This window comes from Arsenicicoccus dermatophilus (assembly GCF_046267915.1).
In the GTDB taxonomy this organism is placed as follows: domain Bacteria; phylum Actinomycetota; class Actinomycetes; order Actinomycetales; family Dermatophilaceae; genus Arsenicicoccus; species Arsenicicoccus dermatophilus_A.
The window spans coordinates 1,477,156-1,502,142 of the sequence record NZ_CP176520.1 but is presented as its reverse complement, the minus strand read 5'-3'; the positions used below and the strand labels follow the sequence as shown (position 1 = coordinate 1,502,142).

The window sequence follows — 24,987 nt, the reverse complement described above, 5'->3', positions numbered from 1 at the left end:
CCGCCCCGGCCGGAGCCGGGACGGGGCCGCCCGCGGTGCGCCGAGGTCAGCCGATGCGACGGACCTGCACGATCGTCGGGCGCGGACCGGCGAAACGGCCACCCAGGGACTGCTTGACGTAGTCCGGGAAGTACGAGTGCTGGTCGGCCCAGGTGCCGTCCTCACCCGGGTGCTGCACCGCCACGAACACCGAGCCGTCCCGGTCGTGGACGACCGGCCCGCAGGTCTCTGCCTCGGTCGGGACCGCGAGGAACTGGGTGACGCGACCACGGTCGGGGCCGCTCAGCTCGACGTGGAACAGGCCGTCGTTGTACTTCAACGAGCTGGGCATGCCGTCGGTCGCGAGCCACATGTCACCGCGGCTGTCGAAGGCCACGTTGTCGGGGCAGGAGATCGGGGCGACCGGGCCCTTGTAGCCACCGAAGTAGGTGCCGGCGGTCTTGGGGTCGCCGCAGATGAGGACCAGGTTCCAGGAGAACTTCGTGCCGGCGTGGTGCCCGCCGACCTCGGTGATCTCCACGACGTGGCCGTCCTTGTTGAGGGCGCGCGGGTTGGCCTCGTCCGGACCCGCCTTGCCCTCCTTGCCGCGGTCGGCGTTGTTGGTGCACACCACGTAGATGCGACCGGTGACGGGGTTGGGCTGGACGTCCTCGGGACGGTCCATCTTGGTCGGGCCCTTGCCGTTGGAGCCGACGGCGGCGTCGGCGGCCAGGCGGGTGTAGACCAGGACCTGCTCCAGGGTGAAGCCCTTGACCATCGAGCGGCCGTTCTTGGTCAGCGGGATCCACTCGCCGCTGCCGTCGCTGACGCCGTCCTCGAGGCCGTCACCGGTGAACTGCGCGACGTAGAGGTCGCCCTCGGACAGCAGGTGGAGGTTGTGCTTGCGGGCGGCCTCGCCAGGACGTGCGTCGTAGCACCGCTTGGAGACGAACTTGTAGACGTAGTCGAACTTCTCGTCATCACCCATGTAAGCGACCGCGTGGCCGTCGTCGGAGATGACGATGTTGGCGCCCTCGTGCTTGAAGCGCCCCATCGCGGTGTGCTTGACCGGCGTGGACCGCGGGTCCATCGGGTCGACCTCGACGATCCAGCCGAAGCGGTTGGGCTCGTTCTTGAAGTCCGGGGTGCGGGCGTCCCACCGGGGGTCCACCTCGGACCAGCCGCGGGTGTCCTGCGTGGGGGCCAGGCCGTAACGCTTCTCCTCCTTGGAGGTGCCCTCGGCCTTGAAGTACTGGTTGAAGTTCTCCTCCCCGGAGACCACGGTGCCCCACGGGGTGGTGCCGCCCGAGCAGTTGTTCATGGTGCCGCGGACCAGGCGACCCGTCGGGTCCTCCTTGGTGCGCAGCAGCGCCGAGCCGGCGGCCGGGCCGTCGACCACGAAGGGCGTGTCGAGGGTGATGCGGCGGTTCCGGCGACCGGCGCGACGGTAGGACCAGCGCTCACCGGCACGCGGACGGGTGAGCTCGACGACCGACAGGCCGTGGGCGGCCCAGGTGACCTTGATGGCCTCGGCCTTGTCCATGGTCGGCGGGAACATGATGTTCTCGTTGGTGTACTCGTGGTTGCAGACGAGCAGGGCCGCGGTGCCCTTCTTGTCGGTCACGATGATGTCGGTGTAGTCGTTGTTGTAGCCGAACTGCATGGCCTGGGCGGCGGGGGTCTGGTGCTCGGGGTCGAAGACCGGCGCGCCCTTGAGGATCGGGTCGCCCCACCGGATGATCGGGTGGTACTCGAAACCACCGGGGACCGTCAGGCGGTCCACCGTGGCGGCGACCGGCGCGATGCCCATGAAGTCCAGGCCGGAGACCCGGCCGGGGCGGTTCTTGCCGCGTCCCTTGCCGCCGTCGGGCTTCGCCTCGAGGGCGGCGGCGTCGTCGGCGCCGGCCGTGGTCGCGCCGAAGGCCAGCGCGAGGGCGCCGGCCGCACCGAGCACCGAACGGCGCGACAGCGCCGCGGTGGCGATCGAGGCGAAGGTCTCGTTGTCGGAGGTGTTGGGGATGGGCTGGGAGCAGGCGTCACCGCAGCGCAGGTGACAGGTGACGGCGCTGCGGTTGGCGTGCGTGATGCCCGCCATCGGCAGCATGGGGCGCTCGGGGTTCATCGTGCTCTCCCTGGGTCGACGGGTGGTCAGCGGGCCGGGGCAGCCCACGCTGCGCAGGAACCTAACGGCCGGTCGCCGCCGGTGCGGGTGGCGCAGGTGGATCCTGGGTGAACCCTCCGTTAAACCCCGCGCCCGTCCACCCCGCGCCTCGCCGCGGTCAGGCCTGATCGCCCGGAGCCGGCTCCCCACCCCGGCCGTAGAGTCGGCGGTCCACCACGGCCCGCACCCGCCGAGCCACCCGCAGGTAGTCGTCGACGAGCTGCTGGCCCTCCCCCGGGCCGCGCCCGACCAGCCGAGCCACGCCCTCCGCGTCCCGGTGCCCGGCCGGGACCGACTCCATCGGTCGGCCCCGCCAGAGCATCCCCGCGTTGCGCAACCGCGTCGCCGACGTCCACGCCTCGACCAGCAACCCCGCCTCGACGGTGGCGAGCAGACCGGCGTCACGGGCGGCGGCCACTGCCTCCGGGGTCCCGGTGACCCGCAGCGCCGGCTCGGCATAAGCCCGCTGCAGCTGGATGACCTGCACCGTCCACTCCACGTCGCTGAGCCCACCCGTGCCCAGCTTGAGATGGGTCCGCCGGTCCGCGCCCCGGGGGAGCCGCTCGCTCTCCATCCGGGCCTTCAGCCGTCGTATGTCGCGCAGCTGCGCCGCGTCCAGCCCGCCCTCGGGGTAGCGGTAGGGCGCGACCAGCCGCTCGAACCGCTCCCCGAGCGCCGCGTCGCCGGCCACCGGACGGGCCCGCAGCAGGGCCTGACGCTCCCAGGTCTCGGCCCACCGCTCGTAGTAGCGGCGGTAGGAGTCGAGGGTGCGCACCAGCGGCCCGTTGCGGCCCTCGGGACGCAGGTCGGCGTCGATGCCGACGGCGGGTTCGGGGCCGCCCCAGGCGGTGAGCCGGAGCAGCTCCTGGACGACGGCGACCGCACGGCGCTGCAGCTCGGCCTCGTCAGCGACGGAGCTCGCGTCCCCGCCTCCGTCCTCGGTGGCGGAGGCGAGGACCGGATCGTGGACGAACATCACGTCGGCGTCGCTGCTGTAGCCCAGCTCGGCGCCCCCGAGTCGGCCCATCCCGACCACGAGCAGCCGGGTGCCCAGCGGCTCGCGCAGCTCCATCTCGACCTTGGCGATCGCGGTCTCCATTGCGACCTCGACGGTGGCCTCGGCGATCGCCGTGAGCGCCCGGCCGACGTCGGTCGGCGTGAGCAGGCCCGCGATGTCGGCCACCGCGACGCGGAAGAGCTCGTGCCGGCGCACACCGCGGACCGCGAGCATGGCGTCCTCGGGGGTGTCCTTGCGACCGGCCGCCGAGCGCAGCACGGTGAGCAGGGACTCCCGGCTGCGCGGCCGCAGCCCGACGTCGTCCCCGAGGACGGCGACGGCAGCCGGGGTGCGCTCCAGCAGCTCCGCGGCGAACCGGCTGGTGGCGAGCACCTGGGCGAGCCGCTCGGCGGCGGAGCCCTCGTCACGCAGCATCTTGAGGTACCAGTGCGTCGTGCCCAGCTCGTCGCTCACCTTGCGGAAGGCCAGCAGGCCCGCGTCCGGGTCGGCCCCGTCGGCGAACCAGCCGAGCATCGCCGGCAGCAGGGTCCGCTGGATCGCGGCGCGCCTGGAGACGCCCTGGGTGAGCGCCTCCAGGTGGCGCAGGGCGCCCTGGGGGTCGCGGAAGCCCAGCGCCGCGAGCCGTTCCCCGGCAGCCGCCGGCGACAGGTGGGCCTCGGCCGTGGAGAGCCGGGCGACGGCGGCGAGCAACGGTCGGTAGAACAGTCGCTCGTGCAGCCGTCGGACCTCGAGCGCCCGGCGCCGCCACTGACGCACCACCTCCGCCCCCGGGTCGCCCTCCAGCCCGAGCGCCCGGCCCAGCCGCCGCAGCTCGGCGTCGCTCGTCGGCACCAGGTGGGTGCGCCGCAGGCGCACGAGCTGGATCCGGTGCTCCATCGCCCGCAGGAAGCGGTAGGCCTCGTCGAGCACCGCGGCGTCGTCGCGGGCCACGTAGCCGCCGTGGGCCAGTGCCTCCAGCGCCTCCAGCGTCGTCCCCGAGCGCAGCGACTCGTCCATGCGCCCGTGCACGAGCTGCAGCAGCTGCACCGAGAACTCGACGTCCCGCAGCCCGCCCGGTCCGAGCTTGAGCTGGCGGTCCGCCTCGCGGGCCGGCACGTGCTGCTCCACCCGCCGCCGCATGGCCTGCACGTCCTCGACGACGTTCTCGCGCGTCGAGGCCTGCCAGACCAGGGGCCGCACGGCGTCGAGGTAGCGCTGGGCGAGCTTCGGGTCCCCGGCCACGTGCCGCGCCTTGAGCAGTGCCTGGAACTCCCAGGTCTTGGCCCAGCGCCGGTAGTAGCCGAGGTGCCCCGCCACGGTGCGCACGAGCGGGCCGTTCTTGCCCTCGGGGCGCAGCGCCGCGTCCACCGGCCACAGCGTGCCCTCGCCGGTCGAGGTGGCGCACGCCCGCATCAGGGCGCTCGCCACCTGCGCCCCGACCTGCAGCGCCTCCTGCTCCTGGGCGCTGCCCGGTTCGATCCCCTCGTCCGCGGGCTCGCACACGAAGATCACGTCCACGTCGCTGACGTAGTTGAGCTCCCGCCCGCCGCACTTGCCCATCCCGATGACCGCCAGCCGCACCTGGTCGCCCCCCGCCACCTCGGCGACGGCGATCCGGTGGGCGGCCTCGAGGGCGGCAGCCGCGAGATCGGCGAGCGCGCGGGCCGTCCCGGGCAGGACCTCGCGCGCGTCGCGGCCGGTCAGGTCCAGCGCGGCGATCGACAGCAGCTCACCGCGGTAGGCCACTCTCAGGGCGTCGTGCGCCTGGGCCGTGGGCAGCCCGTCGACGGCCGCCACCAGCGCGCGGACCAGGTCCGGTGCGCAGCGGTGGCGGGCCTGGGCGGCGCGGCGCCAGTCCGCGGGGTGGGCGACCAGGTGGTCGGCGAGCGCGGAGGACGCGCCGACCACGGCGAGCAGCCGGCTGGTCGCCGTACGGTCCTCGCGCAGCGTCCGCACCAGCTCGGCCGCCTCGTCGCGCGCCACCTCGAGCAGCCGCACGAGCGACAGCAGGGCCAGGTCCGGGTCGGCGGTCGCGGCGAGCTCGGCCACCAGGTCCTCCCGGCGACCGGCTACCAGGGCCGCCAGGGAGGGGTCTGCCAGCAGCCGCTCGGCCCGGGCCGGGTCGCAGAAGCCCTGGCGGGCCAGGCTGTGGCCGGGGGCGGGGCGGGTGGTGCTCACGGCGTCGACCTCGTTCGCGGGTGCGTCACAGGCGCGGCAGCAGCCGCTCCAGCTCGTACGGCGTGACCTGCGCGCGGTAGGCCTCCCACTCCTCGCGCTTGTTGCGCAGGAAGTAGTCGAAGACGTGCTCGCCGAGGGCCTCGGCCACCAGGTCGGAGCGCTCCATGACCTCCAGCGCCCGGCCGAGGGACCGTGGCAGCGGGGCGATCCCGAGGGCCGCGCGCTCGGCGTCGGTGAGCGCCCACACGTCGTCCTCGGCCTCCTCGGGCAGCTCGTAGCCCTCCTCGATCCCCTTGAGGCCGGCGGCCAGCAGCACGGAGTAGGTGAGGTAGGGATTGCAGGCGGTGTCGATGGTGCGGATCTCGACGCGGGTGGCCTGCCCCTTGGTGGGCTTGTACATCGGGACGCGCACCATGGCCGAGCGGTTGGCGTGCCCCCAGCAGACGTAGGCCGGTGCCTCTCCCCCGCCCCACAGGCGCTTGTAGGAGTTGACCCACTGGTTGGTGACCGCGGTGATCTCGGGGGCGTGCCGCATCAGCCCGGCGACGAACTGCCGCCCCAGCCGGGAGAGCTGGTAGCGCGCACCGGCCTCGTAGAAGGCGTTGTTGTCGCCCTCGAAGAGCGAGACGTGGGTGTGCATCCCCGACCCCGGGTGGTCGGCCAGGGGCTTGGGCATGAACGACGCGTAGACGCCGTGCTCCAGGGCGACCTCCTTGACCACCGTGCGGAAGGTCATGATGTTGTCGGCCATGCTCATCGCGTCGGCGTACCGCAGGTCGATCTCGTTCTGCCCCGGGGCGCCTTCGTGGTGGCTGAACTCCACCGAGATCCCCATCGCCTCGAGCATGGTGATCGCGGCACGGCGGAAGTCGTGTGCCGTGCCCTGGGGCAGGTGGTCGAAGTAGCCTCCCTCGTCGACCGGGCGGGGCGGGTTGCTCACCCGCCGGGAGTCCGGCGCGGACTGCTCGAAGAGGAAGAACTCGATCTCCGGGTGGACGTAGAAGGTGAACCCGAGGTCGGCGGCCTTGGTCAGCTGACGGTGCAGGACGTGTCGCGGGTCGGCCAGCGAGGGCACCCCGTCGGTGGACATCAGGTCGCAGAACATCCTTGCGGTGCCGGGAGACTCGCCGCGCCAGGGCAGCACCTGGAAGGTCGTGGGGTCGGGCCTGGCGAGCATGTCCGCCTCGTTGACCCGGGCCATGCCCTCGATCACCGAGCCGTCGAAGCCGATGCCCTCCGAGAAGGCCGCCTCCAGCTCGGCCGGCGAGATCGCCACGGACTTCAACGTGCCCAGCACGTCGGTGAACCACAGCCGCACGAAACGGATGTCGCGCTCCTCGATCGAGCGCAGGACGAACTCCTCCTGGCGATTCATGCCACCAGCGTCCCCCACCCATGTTTCGCCCGCGTTACGCCGCGCCGATCCCGGCGATTCACCCTCGCGTCGCGCGTCCGACACCTGCGGAGTACGGTGTTTTCACGCCGGTTCCTACCGGGCCGGTCAACGAGGATCGGACAGGATCGAGGTCTGTCATGACTGAGCAGAGCAGCGAGACCACCACCGCTGATCAGGTGAGCGTCTCCCGCGTGGTCCCCCATTCCATCGAGAGCGTCTGGGGCGTCCTCATGAAGCCCCACGGTGCTGAGGCCCTCCTGGGCGAGGGCGGCGAGCTGGGCACCAAGGGTGAGCCCTGGCGCGCGGCGGACGGCACGCACGGCGTGGCCCGCAGCTTCCACCCGATGGAGCAGATCCGGTTCTCCTGGCATCCTGACGACTCCGCCGACTCCCCCGCCAGCGTGGTTGAGCTCGACCTCGCCAAGGAGGGCGAGGACGGCACCCGGCTCGACCTCACGCACAGCCACCTGCCGGCGGGCGCCGACCACGGCGCGCTCACCGCTCGGTGGGAGTCTGCCCTCGAGCGGATCGACCAGGACGCCCTCTAGACCGACAGCCCCGACGGGTGGCCCGTCACCGTAGCCGCCGAGGCCCGGTGCTCCTGCTGGAGCGCCGGGCCTCGTGATGTCGACAAGGCCGTGACGACGGGCCGGTGACGACGTGGGGCTGCAGTGGTCGGGACGGCTCACCCGCCGAGCCGGTGGCTCACAGACCGAGCGCGTTGGGACGGTGGCCGTCCTCGTCCTCGCGACGCTCGTCCTCCTCGTCCCAGGCCTGGGTGCGGGCCTGCGCCGTGGTCAGCGCGGCCCGGGCCTCGGACTCGGTGGCGTAGGGGCCCATGACGTCCTCGTCGCGGGAGCGGTTCTCGTCGGTCTCGACCTGGCGGGTCTTCACGTTGAACCAGTAGGCCATGGCTCCTCCTCGGGCTGCGGTGGGGTGGTGCTGCTGCTGTCGCGAGATGCAGGACCCCGGCTGTGGGATCCCTACACTGCACCCTATGCCGACCTCGCCCCGCCCTGCCGCACCTCTGACCGCCGGCACCGTCTCCCCCCGGCTCGCCGTCCCGGACACGATCGTCCGGCCGCACTACGTCGACCGCGGCGACGACATCCGTGAGGACGGTGACGCCCTGATCAAGGACGCCGGGACCATCGAGCGGATGCGTGCCGCGGGCCGGCTGGCCGCCGAGGCGATGGCGGTGGGCGCCGCGCTGGTCGCCCCGGGCGTGACGACCGACGAGATCGACCGCGCCGTCCACGAGTTCGTGGTCGGGGCGGGGGCCTACCCGAGCCCGCTGGGCTACAAGGGCTTCCCCAAGTCGCTGTGCACCTCGGTCAACGAGGTGATCTGTCACGGGATCCCCGACGACCGGCCGCTGCAAGACGGCGACATCGTCAACCTGGACGTCACCGTCTACCTCGACGGCGTCCACGGCGACACCGACGCGACCTACCTCGTCGGCGACGTCGACGAGGAGTCGCGCCTGCTGGTCGAGCGCACCCACGAGGCGATGATGCGCGGCATCAAGGCCGCCCGCCCGGGCCGCGCGGTCAACGTCATCGGCCGCGTGATCGAGTCCTACGCCAAGCGGTTCGGGTACGGCGTGGTCCGCGACTACACCGGCCACGGGATCGGCACGGAGTTCCACTCCGGCCTGATCGTCCCCCACTACGACGCCGCACCCCGCTACGACACCGTCATCGAGCCGGGCATGACCTTCACCGTCGAGCCGATGCTCACTCTCGGCGGCGACGACGACTGGCAGCTGTGGGACGACGGCTGGACCGTGGTCACCGCAGACGGCAGCCGGTCCGCGCAGTTCGAGCACACCATCCTGATCACCGAGACGGGCGCGCAGATCCTCACCCAGGTGTGACCGGGTGCGACGGCGGTGGCGACGCGTGGGCGCACCTGACCGCTCGTCACCGGCATACCCTGTCCTGCATGACTGCGAACAGGAGCCACCCGCTGGGCATCGACGTCGGCGGCAGCGGCATCAAGGGCGCCCCCGTCGACCTGGCCACCGGTGAGCTCGCCGCCGAGCGGGTGCGGATCCCCACCCCGCAGAGGTCCACCCCCGAGGCCGTCGCCGACGTGATCGCCTCGATCATCGGGTCCTTCGACGAGGTCGGCCCGGACACCCCGGTGGGCATCACGATCCCGGGCGTGGTGACCCACGGCGTGGTCCGGTCCGCCGCCAACATCGACAAGGCGTGGCTGGACCGCGACGCCGAGACGTTGCTCGCCGAGCGGCTCGGGCACCCGGTGCACGTGGTCAACGACGCGGACGCCGCCGGACTGGCCGAGGTGCGGTACGGCGCGGCCAGGGGCAAGGACGGCTTCGTCATCCTCACCACCCTGGGCACCGGCATCGGCGTGGCGCTGGTCCACGACGGGCGCCTGATCCCCAACGCCGAGCTCGGCCACCTGGAGATCGACGGCCACGACGCCGAGACCCGGGCCTCCCGCGGCGTCGCCGAGGCCGAGGACCTGTCCTGGCAGGAGTGGGCCGAGCGGCTGCAGCGGTACTACCGCCACCTGGAGGACCTGCTGTGGCCGGACCTGTTCGTCGTCGGTGGCGGGGTGTCCAAGAAGGCCGACAAGTTCCTGCCGCTGCTCGACCTCCGCACTCCCGTCGTCCCCGCCGCGCTGCGCAACAGCGCCGGGATCGTCGGCGCCGCCGTGCTCGCCTCTGAGGCACCCCGCCGCTGACCGCGCCGGATCGGCTCGCGGGTCAGGACAGCTCGCGCGGCCCCTGGCCGCAGAGGTCGACGACCTCGGTCTGCTCCAGCGCGAAGTCCCGGGCGTGGCCGAGATAGATCTCCCGCCCGGACCGCGCCAGCAGCCCGTCGTGGATCGGCACCGCCACCCTCGGCGCGATCCGGCGCAGGAAGCCGATCGTCTCCTTGCTCGCGCACCAGGGCGCGTTGAGCGGCAGGGCCAGGACGTCCACCTCTCCCGGGTCGGCGTCGTACGCGTCCCCGGGATGGAAGAGCGTGGGCTCCCCCTCGGCGCGCAGGACCGCACCGGTGTTGCGGATGCGCGGGAGGAACTCGTTGATGACCGCGTGCTGCTCGCCCACCCCGCGCAGGGTGACCTCGCCGATGCGCACCTCGGTGCCGGCGACGAAGGGCTCGGCCTCGCCGATCGGCACCAGGTCACGAGCCTGGGCCTCCACCCAGAAGGCCGCGTCCGGGTTGGCCGCCCGCAGGGCCGGCACCCGGTCGGGGTCGACGTGGTCCGGGTGCTGGTGGGTGATCACCACGGCGTCCAGGTCGCGCAGCTCCTCCCACCCCGCGGCGAGGGTGCCGGGGTCGAGGAGGATCCGGCTGTCGGCCATCTCCACGAGCAGGCAGGCGTGGCCCAGGTGAGTCAGTCGCATGTGCCCAGCCTAGGACGCGCGGGCACCCCACCGGTCGGTCGTCAGCATCACCGGCTCGGTGCGCGCGAACCGCACCTGGTCGCGACCGCCGTCCTTGGCGGCATACAGAGCCGTGTCCGCCCGCTGCAGAAGGCTCACGAGGGTCTCCACCCCGTCCCACACCGCCGCACCGGCGGAGAAGGTCTGACCCGTCGTCGAGGCGCCCCGCAGGCCTTCGAGCAGCAGCCGGACGTTCTCCGGGTGCCGACCCTTGGCGAGCAGCAGGAACTCCTCGCCCCCGTGGCGGCTGAGGAAGACATCCGGCGGCAGGCTCCGCCGCCACGCCGAGGCCATCGCCTCCAGGAGCCGGTCGCCAGCCGGGTGACCGTGCCGATCGTTGTAGTCCTTGAAGTGGTCCAGGTCGAGCAGGGCCGCGACCAGGGGGGATCCCTGCACGACGGCCTCGTCCAGCATCCGTCCCATCTCCGCCTCGCCGGTGCGCCGGTTGGGCAAGGAGGTGAGGTGGTCGGTGCGGGCCAGCGACTGCAGCTGGACGCGCTGCAGCTCCACGACCGACTTCATCCGCTCGATGCGGACGATCACGAGCACGAAGGCCGCGACGGAGGCCACCAGCAACGGTCCGGCTGCCTCGGTGGTGGCGTGCGAGTGCTCTCGCACCAGCATCGCCGGGGGCAGCACCGCCGCGATGCTGAGGGACAGCAGGTGCACCCGCTCCAGGTCGGTGGCGTTCGTCGTCGAGCTGTTGTTGATGCGGGTCATGCTCGGGTGCAGGGCGGCGGCCCCGACCAGGAGGTAGGCCGCGAGGAACAGCACGCCCCCCACGCTCACGGGGGCGCTCCCCGGGTCGTGCACCTTGACCAGCAGGCCGCCGACGTCCCCGGCACCCATCACCCCCAGCCCGGCGACCAGCAGGGTCGACGCGGCCGAGCCACCGGCCACCGCCAGCAGGCGGGTCGCGGCCATCAGCGCGAGCAGGTCGAACAACGGCGAGGACAACGAGGCGACGGGCACGCCCGCCGGCGCACCGGTGCCGACCGCGAAGGACCAGACCACCGAGAAGGCGCCGATCGCGAAGATCATCAGGTCGACCGCCAGCTGGGGCGTGCGGTCGTTGGTGAGCCGCCGGCTCGACCCGATCAGGCCCCCGATGAGGACGGTGTAGCCCAGGGCCACGACCAGGTCGTGGATCGTCGCCGGCCCCGCGACGGGCCTCTCGAGGCTGGACAGCTGCGGCACGGTCGTGCCCCAGACGACACCGCACACCACCAGGCAGATCCAGACGGCCGACTTGGCCGGACGGTGCAGCCGCATGCCGACCAGCACCGAGCCCGGCATCAGCAGGCCGCCCAGCCCGAGCAGGATCGTGCGCACCTCGGGGGGCGACCACAGGTAGGCGACCAGCAGCACCGCGCCCGCCCGCATCGCCCACCGGAAGACGACGTCGCGCTCCCCCGTCATGACGGCTCCTGTCCCGCGACGGCCGTGGAGGCCACCCGGTCCCCCTCGTCGGACTCCCACAGGTAGGTGCGCGCCCGCCCGTTCGCCTTCGCCGCGTACAGCGCCTCGTCCGCCCGACTGACGACATCGCCCGGGGACTCCCCCTTGCGCCAGGTCGCGATGCCCGCCGAGAAGCTCTGACCCCGAGGTGTCACGGCGCGCAGCCGGTCGACCAGGTCGATGGTCGCCGAGGTGGGCATCGTGGGGGCGATGAGGATGAACTCCTCCCCGCCATACCGGGCCAGGGTCTCCCCGGTGCCCAGCAGCTCGGTCCAGCGGTGGGCGCAGCCCAGCAGCAGCTCGTCCCCCGCGTGGTGACCGTAGGTGTCGTTGAAGGCCTTGAACCGGTCGAGGTCCAGGATCGCCACGCACAGCGGCTCGCCCGTCCGGGTGGCGCGCTGCACCGCCCGGGCCAGCTCGGCGTCGCCGGTGCGCCGGTTGGGCAGACCGGTCAGGTGGTCGCTGCGGGCCATGACCTCCAGGTCGTCGGACTGCTCGTCGGCGCGCCGCATGGTGGCCGCCGCGCGGGCCACCAGCAGGGCGAACATCGCCAGCATGGCGAGAGACAGCGCCAGGGCCTGCTCGGCCTCCACGACGCCGGCGGAGAGGACCAGGTCGCCGGCGTAGCACCCGGCCGGCACCAGCCCGAGCAGATAGATCCCCGTGGACCGCGCCGGTCGGGTCACCGGTCGGTCGAAGGACACGCGCGACAGCGGGCGGCCCCGGGGCAGCAGCAGGGTGACCGCCGCGCACCCGTGGGCGAGCAGCCAGGCGACGTGGGCGAGCAGCGGCTCCTGGCGCCGGTTCACGAGGTTGGCGAAGGTCAGGGCGTCGCCCAGCAGGAGCAGCAGCGGCACCGTGACCAACCCGACGCCCACCCAGGTCCGGGGCCGTTGGTTGACCGCGTGCACCACGGCGAGGGCGACCAGCACCAGGTCGGCCGCGGGGAACACGGCACTCACCACGGCCGAACCAGGGGCCAGGGCGAACACCGGTGACGTGCGGGCGGGGACGAGCATGGTGACCCACACCAGCGTCCCGATCGCGACGGTCACCACGCCGGCATCGATGAGGTGGTCCACGGACAGACGGGAGCGAGATCGCCAGCCGAGCCGGGTCAGGCCGACCAGACCGAGGGCGTAGGCGCCGAGCATCAGAGCGTCGCCGGGGTCGGCGAGCTGTGGCTGGGAGGCGTGGTAGCGGTCGACGGACAGGATGCTGATCACCCGGCCGATCGTGTAGACCACCCAGCACACCAGGGTCAGCCCCAGCAGGGCGCCCCGGCGGGTCCGCTCGCGACGCCAGGCGAGCACGCACGTGGTGATCAGCCCCGCGTAGGCCGCGGCGTGCAGCACGAGGCGCAGCGTGTGCCCACGGTCGACGAGCCAGCCGGTGCCCTCGGTGGCGAGCAGCACCACGACGAGCAGCAGGTAGCCGCCGCCCACCGCCGCGCAGGCCACCCACCGTCGCATGTGCTGTTCCTCTTCACGGCCGGCGCCCCGCCCCGGGCACAGGCTCGGGACGGGACGAGATGGTGGATGAGCCGGTCTGTACGCCGGGTTCTGTCCCCCTCCTCGCGGAGGATGGGCGATCATCCATCTCGGGTGGCCGTTGCCGGACACCTCTAGCGCTCTACCCGTGCACTCGGGCGGGCAACCCTCGGGCGTGCACTGTCTGAGCTTGCTTCGGGTGGGGTTTACCGAGCCGGCGCAGTCACCTGCACCGCTGGTGGTCTCTTGCACCACCGTTTCACCCTTACCTCCACGGCCGGGGCCGAGAAGGCGGTCTGTTCTCTGTGGCACTGTCCCGCGGGTCACCCCGGGTGGCCGTTAGCCACCACCCTGCCCTGTGAAGCCCGGACGTTCCTCGGCACCTGACGGTGACGCGATCGCCCGACCGACTCATCCGCCGGTCAGTCTAGCGACCGGCGGGACCGGCTCGGGACCGATCAGGACGTAGGCCGCCCCACCGCGCCGGACGAGACCACCTCGAAGGTCACCCGACGGCGCGCCACCGAGGCCTCCACCAGCCGGACCTGCACGGTCTCGCCGAGCGGCGCCTCCCCGCGGCAGGGGGCGAGGACGGGCTGGTCGACCAGCTGGACCAGAGCCGGGCCCTTGGGCCCCGCCTCCACGACCGAGGCGGTGAAGGTCTGCTCGACGTGAGGAGCGAGGACCGCGGCCTCGACGGCGTCGGTGCACGCCCGCTCCACGGCCTTGGCGCGCCGGTCCGAGGACCTCATGAGCTCCGGCAGCTCGGCGAGCGCGGCGCGGGCCCAGCGGGGGACCTCTCGCCCCTGGACCAGCGCCTCGCACACCACGAGCCCGAAGCGGTCGACCAGGCGCCGCAGCGGCGCGGTGACGTGGGCGTAGTCGGCCGCCAGCGCCGAGTGCTGCGTCTGCTCCGGGCGCACGCCGTCGAAGGGCGTGTAGGACGCCCCCCGGAACAGGGCGGTCGCGGCGTGGATCACGGCCAGGTGGTGGGGGTCGTTCCGGTCAAGGCGCTGCAGCATCTCGCCATACGGCTCGTCCTCGGCCCACGGCACCCCCAGGGCCGCGCACTGGCGGCGCAGGCGGGCGACGTCCCGGGGGTCGGCCGGGGGCATCGTGCGCAAGATCCCGACGCCGCCCTCGAGCATCACCGCGGCGGCCGCCATGCCGGTCATCAGGGAGATCTGGGCGTTCCAGTCCTCCACCGGCGCCAGGGGCCGCAGCTCGAGGGTGTAGCCGTGCTCGGGGTCGCCGTGGACCTCCTGCTCGGGCATGGGCAGGCTCGCCCCGCCGCGGGCGCGCTCCTGGGCCTGACGGGCGAGCCCGACCTCCCGGAGCAGCAGGATCGGCTCGGCGGCCGTGCCGGCGTCCAGGTCCCGCTGCACGCCCGCGTAGTCGAGCCGGGCGGTAGACCGGACCATCGCCCGGTCCAGGGACTCCAGGCGCACCTGCCCGTCCGTGCTCATCCGCAGGTCCCACACGAAGGCGGGCCGCACGACCCCGGGCAGCAGGCTCGCCGCGTCCTCGCTCAGGCGGGCGGGGTGCAACGGGGTCCGGTGGTCGGGCGCATAGATCGTCTGGCCGCGGCGGCGGGCCTCGGCGTCGATCGCGCCGCCCGGGTCGACCCACAGCGGCACGTCGGCGATGGCGTAGCGCACCCGGACGCCCGCGCCGTCGCGCTCCAGGTGCATCGCCTGGTCCAGGTCCATCGAGCCCACCGGGTCGATGGTGAAGAAGGGCACGTCGGTCAGGTCGGCGGGCACCGACCGGCCCTCCCCCGCGACCTGCTCGGCCTCGGCCTGCGCCTGCGGGGAGAAGTCCTCCGGCACCTCCAGCTCGGCTCGGATCGCGTCGAACGCGCGGACCAGCTCCTCGGATGGCGAGGTGCTCAGGGTGATGCGGGTCGCAGCCATGCTCGCCACTCTAGGGTCCTAGGCTGCCCCGGTGCTGATCCTGCTGCCGCCCTCGGAGACCAAGGCCACCCGTCGTCGCGGCCGACCCGCCCGGCCCGAGGCGCTGAGCTGGCCCGAGCTCGCGGACGCCCGACGCGAGGTGGCCGCCGAGCTCGCCCGGGTCAGCGCCTCCCCCGACGCGCCCGCCCGTCTCGACGTGTCCCCCGGTCTGCTCGACGAGATCGCTCGCAACCTGGTGCTGGACACCGCGCCGGCGCTGCCCGTGGCCGAGCTGTACACGGGCGTGCTCTACGACGCGCTCGACCTCGCCTCGCTGCCGCCGGCAGGTCTGCGTCGGGCACGCCGGTGGGTCGTCGTCCAGTCGGCGCTGCACGGGGCGCTGCGCCTCGCGGACCGGGTCGCGCCGTACCGGCTGTCGATGGGCGTGTCCCTCGGGGACCTCGGCCCCCTCGCGGCATGGTGGCGGCCGCGCCTGGCTGCGGTGCTGGGGGCGGCCGCGGGCACCGGCCTCGTCGTGGACTGCCGCTCCGCGGTGTATGCCGCCGCCTGGTCCCCGGCCGGGGAGCAGGCCCGCGGGTGGGTGCAGGTGCGGGTGCCGGGAGCCTCCCACCAGGCCAAGCACACCCGGGGTCTGGTGGCCCGCGCGCTCTGCCAGCTGGGCACGACGCCGCGGACGGTGCCGGCCCTGGCGCGGGCGCTGGCGGGCGACGGCACGGCCGGGGCCTTGCGGACCGCGGTCACCGGTCCGACGCGCCCGGGGCGCCCGTGGGTCCTGGACGTGGCCGCCCGGGACTGAGGCCGGTCGGTCGACCCCGGCACGTCGCCAGAGGCATCCCCGTCGGAGGCGGCGCGACCGTCAGAGGTGGTCCGTGCGGTTGACGAAGCCGACCTGGGCGTTGCCGTCGCGCCAGACCTCGATCCCGGTCAGCGAGCCCGGCGCCAGCGCGAGCCTGCGCAGCCGGTCGTGCGGGATGCCCAGGACCTCGGCCAGGATCACCAGGAAGGGTGTGCGGTGGGCGACCAGCACGGTCGTCCCCCCGGCCGCGACCAGGTCGGCCCACCCGGCAAGCACCCGCTCGCGCAGCTGGTCGTGGCTCTCTCCCCCGGGCCGGGCGTAGGCCGGGTCGGTGCGCAGGGCCGTCAGCTCGTCCGGCCAGCGGGCGGCCAGCTGGCCCAGGGACTTGCCGTCCCAGTCGCCGAAGCCCTGCTCGTCGAAGCGGTCGTCCTGGCTCACCTGGACGCCCAGCCGCTCGGCGACGACCGCCCCGGTCTGCCGGGCGCGGTAGAGCCCGCTCGTCACCACCCGCGCCTCGCTCCCGACCAGGGCACGCACGGCGCGGGCGCAGTCCGCGGCCTGGCCCTCGCCCTGCGGGCTCAGCCCCGGGTCCTCCCCGCCGCGTCCGTCGAGCTTGGCCCGCTCGGTCCACGGGGTGACCCCGTGGCGCACCAGCAGCACCCGGGTGGGCGAGGTCAGGTCGGGCTCGTCCTGGGTGGCCTGGGCCCCGACGGTGTCAGCGGTGGGAGCCCCGGTGCCTGCCGCGAGAGCCCCGGTGACGGTGGCCGGAGGATCGTCCTGCGCCGGCTCGTCATACCGTCGGTCGATCGTGTGCCCGTCCATGCCGTCGTTGGACAGCGTGTCCGCCGCCGTGTTGTCGGCCCGCGGGATCCAGGTGAAGGTCACCGAGCCGCCCGCCGCGGACCGGGCCGTGCACAGCTCGCGCGCCTGCAGGGCGAGCCGGCGCATGTCCTCGTGCTTGATCTTCCAGCGGCCGGACATCTGCTCGACGACGAGCTTGGAGTCCATGCGCACCTCGACGTCGGCGCCGGGGTCGACGAGCGCGGCGGCCTGGAGCCCGGCGATCAGCCCGGAGTACTCCGCGACGTTGTTGCTCTCCTTGCCCAGCGGCGCGGCGCGCTCCGCGAGGAGCCGACCGGTGACGGCGTCGCGCACCAGGGCGCCGTAGCCCGCCACCCCCGGGTTGCCCCGCGAGCCCCCGTCGGCCTCGACGACCAGTCGCCCGCCCACGGTCCTCAGAGCCCGGACTCGGCGGTGCGCACCAGGATGCGACGGCAGTCCTCGCAGCGGACGACCTCGTCCCCGGCCGCGGACCGGATCCGGCTGAGCTCCACCTGGCCGAGCTCCATGTGACAGCCCTCGCAGCGGCGCTGGCGCAGCGCGGCGGCGCCGGCCCCGCCGACGGTCTCGCGAACCTTGGCGTAGAGCGCCAGCAACTCCTCGCCGACGCCTCCGGCCACGTCGTCGCGGCGGCGGGAGACCTGCTCGCGCTCGTTCTCCAGCGACGCCACCAGCGCGTCGTGGGCCTCGGTGGCCGCGGTCACGGCCGCGTCCAGCTCGGCGGCCCGTCCCTCGAGCCCGTCCAGGGTGACCTGGAGCTGCTCGGCGCGCTCCATCACCTCCAGCTCGACGTCCTCGAGGGTGGCCTGGCGCCGTTGCAAGGACTCCAGCTCGTGCTGCAGCGCCTGCAGGTCCTTGGGCGTGCCCTGCCCCGATTCGAGCCGGGACTGGTTGCGGGCCATCCGGTCCCGCACCATCTGGACCTCGTCCTCGGCGCGCGTGATCTCGCGCTGGACGTCGCTGACCGCGGTGCGGGCCAGCACCAGGTCGGTCTGGATCTCCGCGCGGCGGGCGGTCGCGGCGTCCAGCTCACGCTGCTCGTCGCTGGACCGCAGCCGGTGCGCGATCTGGTCCAGGCGGGTGTCGATCTCGGCGAGGTCGAGCAGGCGCCACTGGCGAGAGGGGTCGGCCTTCACGGGCGGTCTCCTAGGGTCGGGACCAGGAAGGTCCAGGGATCGGTGACGAGGGTGGACAGCTCCACCTCCAGGGCGGGGTGGGCGGCCATCAGGCGGTCCCGCAGCACGGGCAGCCACAGCTGCTCGGTGGCGAAGTGGCCGGCGTCCACGAGGTAGGGCGTCACGTCGCGGGCCTCCTCGCGGGCCTCCAGGGCCGGGTGGTGGCGCAGGTCGGCGGTGACGTAGACGTCGGCGCGGCTGGTGCGCACCGCGTCGAAGGCGCTGTCGCCGGCCCCACCGAGCACGGCGACCCGCTGCACCCGGGCGTCGCGTGGACCGCTCACCCGGATCCCGACCGGTGTCGGGGGCAGCACGTCCGCGAGGCGTCGCGCGAGCTCCTCCAGCGTGACCTCCTGCGGCAGCCCGCCGACCCGGCCGAGAGGTCGTCCCTCCTCGTGGACGAGCGGCTCCACCTGCCCCAGGGCGAGCGCGTCCGCGAGGGCCTGGGAGACCCCCGCGTCGGCGACGTCGGCGGGCGTGTGGGAGCAGTACAGCGCCACGTCGCCCACGACCAGGCGGGTGATCGCGGCGCCCTTGGCCGTGGTCGTCGCGACCGAGTGCACGCCGCGCAGCAGCAGCGGGTGGTGGGTGACCAGCAGGTCGTGACCCCCCTCGACGGCCTCGTCGATCACGGCCAGGGTGGGGTCGACCGCGAGCAGCACCCGGCGCACCGGCTGGTCGGGGTCACCGGTCACCAGGCCGACGCGGTCCCACGACTGCGCGGAGTCCTCGGGATAGAGGTCGCGCAGCGTGGCGAGCACGTCGGCGAGACGCAGCTCGGCGGGTGTGGTCTCCATGTGGGCCCGGCCGGGATCGAACCGACGACCGCTGCGGTGTAAACGCAGTGCTCTACCAGCTGAGCTACAGGCCCGACGCGCCGCGCACCCGGATCGGGCCGCGCGGCGCGGTGGTTCATTGTGCCAGGACCGGCGGGGTCAGCCGCGCAGCGCCGCGAGGGCCTCGTGGTAGCCCGTGAACTCCCGGCGCTCCCCGGGCTCGTTGACCAGGGCCCAGGCGATGGTGCCGTCCTTGTCCACGAGGAAGGTCCCGCGCCTGGCCAGCCCGCCGCCCTCGAGGAAGACGCCGTAGTCCCGGGCCACCTTGCCGTGCGGCCAGAAGTCCGACAGCAGCGGGAACTCGTAGCCCTCGGCCTGCGCCCAGGCGCGCAGGGTGAACATGGGGTCGCAGGAGATCGCGAGCACCTGGACGTCCTCGTCCTGGAAACGTCCGAGGTCGTCGCGGATCTCGCACAGCTCCCCGGTGCAGATCCCGGAGAAGGCGAAGGGGTAGAAGACCAGCAGGACGTTCTTGGTCCCGTGGAAGGACGACAGGGCGACGTCCTCGCCGAACTGGTTCTTGAGGGTGAGGTCAGGGGCCTGGGTGCCCACGGCGGGGCTCTGGGTCTGGCTCATGCGGCCCAGTGTCCCAGGCGCGGCGGGTCAGCGCTTCTTGGCACCCTGAGGAACCAGGCGGGTGCCGGCCCAGTCCTTGGAGGCGGTCAGCTGCCCGGACACGTGCAGCCCGGCGGTCGTGGCCGCCTCGGCGATCTCGGCGGCGTCGACCGTCCCCGGTCGTCCGGCCCGCGGGGTCATCAGCATGACGAAACCCGCGTCGTCGAGGTCGGTGAGCGCGTCCACCACCGCGTCGGTGAGGTCGTCGTCGCCGTCCCGGAACCACAGCAGCGCGACGTCGACGACGTCACCGTGGTCGCCGTCGACCAGATCCCCCCCGACCTGGTCCATGAGCCGGCTGCGCAGGTCGAGGTCGACGTCGTCGTCGTAGCCGAGCTCTTGCACCACCGTGCCCTGGGCGAGGCCGAGCTTGGTGAAGTGGGCTGCCTGGGCGGCCGCTTCCGCGGTCGAGGTCACTGTCGTCCTGTTCCTTCCGTCCGTCCCGTCACCGACGGGGGTCCACCTGGTGGTGGTGGGCCTAGTCCATCCAACAAGAGGCCATCTGGCAAGCGCACGACCACGGAGCGTGCCGCGAGTCCGTCCCGAACAGCCCGCCGCGACCCCGCGCCGACCCCTAGGCTGACCGGCATGGGCAGGGTGACGACGCGGGTGCCGTCGACCAGGTATGTCGTGGACGACGGCGCGGCGAGCGCCCGCCCACGACCCGACACGCTCGCCGTGGAGGAGCCGCTGGAGGTGCGGGTCGCGGGCGACGTGGTGGCGGTGACCATGCGCACGCCGGGCGACGACTTCGACCTGGCGATCGGCTTCCTGCTGACCGAGGGGGTCGTGGCCTGCGCGGACGACGTCCTCGCGATGATGCACTGCCTGGACGAGGGCGAGGACGGCGCGCCGACGTACAACGTGGTCGACGTGACGCTGCGCCCCGGAGCGGGCTCGGCGCAGGCCCTGGCGAGCGCGACCCGGTCGACGTACACCACGTCCTCGTGCGGGGTCTGCGGCAAGGCGGGCATCGACGCCATCCGCACCCGGCTGCCCCACGACGTGGCGGCGGACCCGGTGCGGCTCGACCCCGCGGTGCTGGTGACGCTGCCGGACCGGCTGCGCGAGCACCAGGCGGCGTTCGAGCGGACGGGCGGGGTGCACGCGGCCGGGATCTTCACGCCGGACGGGCGCCCGCTGCTGGTGCGCGAGGACGTGGGGCGGCACAACGCCGTGGACAAGGTGATCGGCGCCGCGGCGCGCGCGGGGCTGCTCCCCCTGTCCGGGCACGTGCTGCAGGTGAGCGGGCGGGCGAGCTTCGAGCTGACCCAGAAGGCCGCAATGGCGGGGCTGCCGGTCCTGTCCGCCGTGTCCGCCCCCTCCTCCCTCGCCGTGGACCTGGCCCGGGACGTGGGGCTGACGCTCGTCGCCTTCGTCCGGGAGCCGCGGCTGACGGCGTACAGCCGGGAGGACCGGCTCGCCACGCCGGGCCCCGGACCGGCTTTTGCCGGATAAAGACAGCCGGACCTAGGCTCGGCGGCGGGGCACGGTCGTGTCCTGGGTGTGACCTGCGCCCCCTTTGGGTGGAGACTGGTCACCAGCCGTCCCGGCCGTGCTCGCGCCGGCCGGGAGGTCCACCAACGAAAGGACGTGTGGCGTGGTTGCACGCGACGGAGTCGGTCCGATCATCAACGGACTGCCCAACCAGCTCCCCGACATCGACCCCGACGAGACCCAGGAGTGGCTCGAGTCCCTCGACGGGATGATCGACGAGGGCGGCCGCCAGCGGGCCCGCTACGTCATGCACAAGCTCCTGGAGCGTGCCCGCGAGCGTCAGGTCGGGGTGCCCTCGCTGACCTCGACCGACTACGTCAACACGATCCCGCCCGAGCGTGAGCCGTGGTACCCCGGTGACGAGCGGATCGAGCGCGGCTACCGGCGCCTGCTGCGCTGGAACGCCGCGATGATGGTGCACCGCGCCCAGCGCCCCGGCATCGGCGTCGGCGGCCACATCTCCACCTACGCTTCCGCGGCCACGCTCTACGAGGTCGGGCTCAACCACTTCTGGCGCGGCAAGGACCACCCCGGCGGCGGCGACCACATCTTCTTCCAGGGGCACGCCTCCCCCGGCATGTACGCCCGCGCCTACCTCGAGGGGCGTCTCGACGAGCACGACCTGGACGGCTTCCGCCAGGAGAAGTCGCACCTGGTCGACGGCACGGTGCGCGCGCTGCCGTCCTACCCCCACCCGCGGCAGATGCCGGACTTCTGGGAGTTCCCGACCGTCTCCATGGGTCTCGGTCCGATCAACGCGATCTACCAGGCGCAGTTCGACAAGTACCTCCACCACCGCGGGATCAAGGACACCTCGCAGCAGCACGTGTGGGCCTTCCTCGGCGACGGCGAGATGGACGAGGTGGAGTCCCGCGGCGCGCTGCAGTGGGCGGCCAACGAGGAGCTCGACAACCTCACCTTCGTCGTCAACTGCAACCTGCAGCGCCTCGACGGCCCGGTCCGCGGCAACGGCAAGATCATGCAGGAGCTGGAGAGCTTCTTCCGTGGCGCCGGGTGGAACGTCATCAAGGTCGTGTGGGGTCGCGGCTGGGACCCGCTGCTCGCGGCCGACCGCGACGGCGCGCTGGTCAACCTGATGAACACCACCAGCGACGGCGACTTCCAGACCTTCAAGGCCAACGACGGCGCCTACGTGCGCAAGCACTTCTTCGGCCGCGACCCGCGCACCGCCAAGATGGTCGAGGGCTGGTCCGACGAGGACGTCTGGCGCCTCACCCGTGGCGGGCACGACTACCAGAAGGTCTACGCGGCCTACAAGAGCGCGCTCGAGACGCACGGCGTGCCGACCGTGATCCTGGCGCACACCATCAAGGGCTACTTCCTGGGCCAGCACTTCGCCGGGCGCAACGCGACCCACCAGATGAAGAAGTTCGCCCTGGACGACCTCAAGGACCTGCGCGACCGCCTGGAGATCCCGGTCAGCGACGAGACCCTCGAGGCCGACCCCTACCGGCCGCCGTACTTCCACCCCGGTCCGGACGACGAGCGCATCCGGTACCTGGTCGAGCGGCGCAAGGAGCTCGGCGGCGGCATCCCCTCCCGCCGGACGACGGGCAAGGCGCTCACGCTGCCCGACGACAAGGCCTACGCCACGGTCAAGAAGGGCTCCGGCAAGCAGCAGATCGCCACGACCATGGCGTGGGTGCGACTGCTCAAGGACCTGATGCGGGACAAGGAGTTCGGCCCCCGCGTGGTGCCGATCATCCCGGACGAGGCGCGCACCTTCGGCATGGACTCGTTCTTCCCGACGATCAAGATCTACAACCCGCACGGGCAGAACTACACCCCGGTCGACCACGAGCTGATGCTGGCCTACCGCGAGGCCAAGAACGGCCAGATCCTGCACCTGGGCATCAACGAGGCCGGGTCCGTGGCCGCGTTCACCGCAGCCGGCACGTCGTACGCCACGCACGACGAGCCCATGGTGCCGATGTACATCTTCTACTCGATGTTCGGCCTGCAGCGGACCGGCGACGGGATCTGGGCGGCCGCGGACCAGCTGACCCGGGGCTTCCTGCTCGGGGCCACGGCCGGACGCACCACCCTGACCGGTGAGGGCACCCAGCACATGGACGGCCACAGCCACCTGCTGGCGTCCACCAACACCGCGCTGGTGGCCTACGACCCGGCCTTCGCCTACGAGATCGCCCACATCATGAAGTCCGGGCTCGAGCGGATGTACGGCGAGAACGCCGAGGACGTCATCTTCTACATCACGCTCTACAACGAGCCCATCGTCATGCCGGCCGAGCCGGAGGACGTGGACGCCGAGGGCATCGTCAAGGGCATGTACCTCTACCGCCCCGCCGAGGACCAGTCCGCCGACAAGCGGGCGCAGCTGCTCGCCTCCGGCGTCGGCGTGCCGTGGGCCCTGGAGGCCCAGGAGCTGCTCGCCACGGACTGGGGCGTGGCCGCGGACGTCTGGTCGGTCACCTCCTGGGGCGAGCTGCGCCGGGACGGGCTGGCCTGCGACGAGCGGGCCTTCCTGCACCCCGACGAGGAGGCCCCCGAGGCCTACGTCACCACCTGCCTGAAGGACCGCCCCGGCCCCGTCATCGCCACCTCCGACTACATGCGGGCCGTGCAGGACCAGATCCGCGAGTGGGTGCCGGGCGACTACTGGACGCTGGGCGCGGACGGGTTCGGCTTCTCCGACACCCGGCAGGCGGCGCGCCGCTTCTACCACATCGACGGCCCCTCGATGGTGGTGCGCACCCTGGAGGCGCTCGCCAAGCAGGGCGTCGTGGGCCGGTCGGTGGTCGGCGAGGCCAGCGCGAGGTACCGCCTGCACGACGTGACGGCGGGCGCCAGCGGCAACGCGGGCGGCGAGAGCTGACCTGAGCCCCGGTGCGACCGGGCCCCGACACCCCCTAGGTGTCGGGGCCCGGTCGTGCGTGCGCGTCGGTCGAGCCCGCCTTGTGCCCCGCCCACAACTACGATGGGCCGATGACCGAGCTCCGGCACACTCCCTCGGCCCGGACCCGGCACCGGGTGGAGGCGGCGGCCGGGGCGTTGGCCGGAGCCGCGATCGCCCGCATCGAGTCCCAGCACGGGTGGTATCGCGCCCTGTCCGCCGACGAGCGCAGCTGGGTCGGCCTGGTGGCCCAGGCGGGGATCGGCAGCTTCCTGGCCTGGCTGCGCGACCCGGCGTCGGCGCCGGTGGTGACGGTGGACGTCTTCGGCAACGCCCCGCGCGAGCTCACCCGGTCCGTGTCCCTCGGCCAGACCCTGGACCTGGTCCGCAGCGTCGTCGACGTGGTCGAGGAGCAGGTCGACGAGCTGGCCGCCCCGGGGGACGACAGCGCGCTGCGGGAGGTGGCGCTGCGCTTCAGCCGGGAGGTGGCCTTCGCCGCGGCCCAGGTGTATGCCGCTGCCGCCGAGGAGCGTGGCGCCTGGGACGCCCGGCTGGAGTCGCTGGTCGTGGATGCCGTGGTGCGTGGCGAGGCCGACAACTCGCTGCGGTCGCGGGCGACGGCGCTCGGCTGGGGCTCGCTGGAGCACGTCACCGTGGTCGTCGGCCGGACGCCGCACCAGGACACCACGCGGGCGGTGGATGCCCTGCGCCGTGCGGCCGCGCGGATCGGGGTGCCGGCTCTCAGCGCGATCCAGGGCCGTCGGCTGGTCGTCGTGCTGGGCGGCACGCAGGACGCGGTCGGCTGCACCCGTCAGCTGCTGGACCACTTCGGTGAGGGTGCCGTGGTCATCGGGCCCACCGTGCCGCACCTGTTCGCCGCGGGCCGCTCTGCCCGGGCGGCGCTGTCCGGGCTGGTGGCGGCGCCGGCCCGGCCCGACGCCCCGCGCCCGGTGGAGGCTCACGACCTGCTCCCGGAGCGGTCCCTCGCCGGGGACCCGCAGGCCCGGCGGACCCTCGTCGAGCAGGTGCACCGTCCCCTGGCGAGCGCCGGTGGGGACCTGCTCCTCACGGCCGAGACCTATCTCGCGCTGGTCAACCTGGAGGGGACGGCGCGAGCGTTGTTCGTCCACCCCAACACCGTGCGCTACCGCCTGGGCCGGGTCGCCCAGGTCACCGGGCTGGACCTGACCGTCCCGCGCGAGGCGCACACGGCGCGGCTGGGCCTGGCCCTCGGTCGGCTCGCGGACCTTCCGTCCCAGACCTGGCGCTGACCCTCGCGCTCGGGGCGGCTCGGCCCGCCGTACGGTGTTGGAGGAATCCTCCAAGGAACTGCCGGGTACTTCGGCGGTGCTGGCAACCG

The 24,987-nt window shown here is 73.2% G+C and carries 20 protein-coding genes, 1 tRNA gene and 1 other RNA gene; 7 read left to right on the top strand and 15 right to left on the bottom strand.

From position 1 onward, the window contains the following. Positions 1-46 precede the first annotated feature (46 nt). The 3 genes from ACK2IS_RS07370 to glnA form a co-directional block, all read right to left on the bottom strand. Entirely contained in the window at positions 47-2,101 is a 2,055-nt protein-coding gene (locus ACK2IS_RS07370; protein ID WP_409485489.1) for a PhoX family protein, read from the bottom strand. Positions 2,102-2,258: 157 nt separating this feature from the next. Further along, positions 2,259-5,315, bottom strand: a complete 3,057-nt coding sequence (locus tag ACK2IS_RS07365) for a bifunctional [glutamine synthetase] adenylyltransferase/[glutamine synthetase]-adenylyl-L-tyrosine phosphorylase (RefSeq protein ID WP_409485488.1) — start codon at positions 5,313-5,315, stop codon at positions 2,259-2,261. Between the two features lie 25 nt (positions 5,316-5,340). Continuing rightward, positions 5,341-6,690: a type I glutamate--ammonia ligase gene (glnA, locus tag ACK2IS_RS07360; RefSeq protein WP_409485487.1), complete on the bottom strand. Its 1,350-nt coding sequence runs from the start codon at positions 6,688-6,690 to the stop codon at positions 5,341-5,343. A gap of 158 nt (positions 6,691-6,848) precedes the next feature. Between glnA and ACK2IS_RS07355 the strand changes: the two genes are divergently transcribed. Then, complete coding sequence (locus tag ACK2IS_RS07355; protein ID WP_409485486.1) at positions 6,849-7,259, top strand: SRPBCC family protein; 411 nt, start codon at positions 6,849-6,851, stop codon at positions 7,257-7,259. Positions 7,260-7,416: 157 nt separating this feature from the next. On the opposite strand, the gene ACK2IS_RS07350 is transcribed toward ACK2IS_RS07355, so the two are convergent. Further along, the gene (locus tag ACK2IS_RS07350; RefSeq protein WP_409485485.1) at positions 7,417-7,623 is read right to left on the bottom strand and encodes a methionine aminopeptidase; all 207 of its coding nucleotides are present in this window, start codon (positions 7,621-7,623) and stop codon (positions 7,417-7,419) included. An 85-nt stretch (positions 7,624-7,708) separates the two neighbouring features. Between ACK2IS_RS07350 and map the strand changes: the two genes are divergently transcribed. After that, on the top strand, positions 7,709-8,587 hold the full coding sequence (gene map, locus ACK2IS_RS07345; protein WP_409485484.1) for a type I methionyl aminopeptidase: 879 nt from the start codon (positions 7,709-7,711) through the stop codon (positions 8,585-8,587). 68 nt (positions 8,588-8,655) lie between these two features. Continuing rightward, positions 8,656-9,423 carry a polyphosphate--glucose phosphotransferase gene (gene ppgK, locus ACK2IS_RS07340; RefSeq protein WP_409485483.1) on the top strand — a complete coding sequence of 256 codons (768 nt, stop codon included), beginning with the start codon at positions 8,656-8,658 and terminating at the stop codon, positions 9,421-9,423. Positions 9,424-9,445: 22 nt separating this feature from the next. Here ppgK and ACK2IS_RS07335 read toward each other — a convergent pair whose 3' ends face one another. The 5 genes from ACK2IS_RS07335 to ACK2IS_RS07315 form a co-directional block, all read right to left on the bottom strand. Further along, on the bottom strand, positions 9,446-10,093 hold the full coding sequence (locus ACK2IS_RS07335) for an MBL fold metallo-hydrolase (RefSeq protein ID WP_409485482.1): 648 nt from the start codon (positions 10,091-10,093) through the stop codon (positions 9,446-9,448). A 9-nt stretch (positions 10,094-10,102) separates the two neighbouring features. Beyond that, entirely contained in the window at positions 10,103-11,551 is a 1,449-nt protein-coding gene (locus ACK2IS_RS07330) for a GGDEF domain-containing protein (protein WP_409485481.1), read from the bottom strand. Then, a complete protein-coding gene (locus tag ACK2IS_RS07325) occupies positions 11,548-13,062 on the bottom strand; it encodes a diguanylate cyclase domain-containing protein (protein ID WP_409485480.1) in 1,515 nt (504 codons plus the stop codon). The genes ACK2IS_RS07330 and ACK2IS_RS07325 overlap by 4 nt, the downstream gene beginning before the upstream one ends. Before the next feature lie 63 nt (positions 13,063-13,125). Beyond that, an RNA gene (gene rnpB / locus ACK2IS_RS07320) (RNase P RNA component class A) lies at positions 13,126-13,494 on the bottom strand. 44 nt (positions 13,495-13,538) lie between these two features. Beyond that, positions 13,539-14,993 (bottom strand): RNB domain-containing ribonuclease, encoded by a 1,455-nt coding sequence (locus ACK2IS_RS07315; protein ID WP_409485479.1) that lies wholly within the window; start codon positions 14,991-14,993, stop codon positions 13,539-13,541. A 31-nt stretch (positions 14,994-15,024) separates the two neighbouring features. Here ACK2IS_RS07315 and ACK2IS_RS07310 point away from each other — a divergent pair, with 31 nt between their 5' ends. Continuing rightward, on the top strand, positions 15,025-15,789 hold the full coding sequence (locus ACK2IS_RS07310) for a YaaA family protein (protein ID WP_409485478.1): 765 nt from the start codon (positions 15,025-15,027) through the stop codon (positions 15,787-15,789). A 60-nt stretch (positions 15,790-15,849) separates the two neighbouring features. Here the strand turns inward: ACK2IS_RS07310 and ACK2IS_RS07305 are convergent, their stop codons facing one another. From ACK2IS_RS07305 to ACK2IS_RS07280, 6 genes are all read right to left on the bottom strand, one after another. Next, positions 15,850-17,019, bottom strand: a complete 1,170-nt coding sequence (locus ACK2IS_RS07305; RefSeq protein ID WP_409485477.1) for a bifunctional RNase H/acid phosphatase — start codon at positions 17,017-17,019, stop codon at positions 15,850-15,852. A gap of 5 nt (positions 17,020-17,024) precedes the next feature. Next, a complete protein-coding gene (locus ACK2IS_RS07300) occupies positions 17,025-17,765 on the bottom strand; it encodes a zinc ribbon domain-containing protein (protein WP_409485476.1) in 741 nt (246 codons plus the stop codon). Further along, a complete protein-coding gene (locus ACK2IS_RS07295; protein WP_409485475.1) occupies positions 17,762-18,601 on the bottom strand; it encodes a Nif3-like dinuclear metal center hexameric protein in 840 nt (279 codons plus the stop codon). The genes ACK2IS_RS07300 and ACK2IS_RS07295 overlap by 4 nt, the downstream gene beginning before the upstream one ends. Position 18,602: 1 nt before the next feature. Beyond that, positions 18,603-18,675, bottom strand: a tRNA-Val gene (locus ACK2IS_RS07290). A 64-nt stretch (positions 18,676-18,739) separates the two neighbouring features. Next, positions 18,740-19,216, bottom strand: a complete 477-nt coding sequence (locus ACK2IS_RS07285; RefSeq protein ID WP_409485474.1) for a peroxiredoxin — start codon at positions 19,214-19,216, stop codon at positions 18,740-18,742. 27 nt (positions 19,217-19,243) lie between these two features. Continuing rightward, entirely contained in the window at positions 19,244-19,672 is a 429-nt protein-coding gene (locus tag ACK2IS_RS07280; RefSeq protein WP_409485473.1) for a DUF3052 domain-containing protein, read from the bottom strand. 171 nt (positions 19,673-19,843) lie between these two features. Between ACK2IS_RS07280 and fdhD the strand changes: the two genes are divergently transcribed. The 3 genes from fdhD (at position 19,844) to ACK2IS_RS07265 (ending at position 24,898) form a co-directional block, all read left to right on the top strand. Next, positions 19,844-20,713 carry a formate dehydrogenase accessory sulfurtransferase FdhD gene (gene fdhD, locus ACK2IS_RS07275; protein WP_409485472.1) on the top strand — a complete coding sequence of 290 codons (870 nt, stop codon included), beginning with the start codon at positions 19,844-19,846 and terminating at the stop codon, positions 20,711-20,713. A gap of 142 nt (positions 20,714-20,855) precedes the next feature. Then, complete coding sequence (aceE, locus tag ACK2IS_RS07270; RefSeq protein WP_409485471.1) at positions 20,856-23,609, top strand: pyruvate dehydrogenase (acetyl-transferring), homodimeric type; 2,754 nt, start codon at positions 20,856-20,858, stop codon at positions 23,607-23,609. Between the two features lie 110 nt (positions 23,610-23,719). Next, positions 23,720-24,898, top strand: a complete 1,179-nt coding sequence (locus tag ACK2IS_RS07265; RefSeq protein ID WP_409485470.1) for a PucR family transcriptional regulator — start codon at positions 23,720-23,722, stop codon at positions 24,896-24,898. The last annotated feature ends 89 nt before the right edge of the window (positions 24,899-24,987 follow it).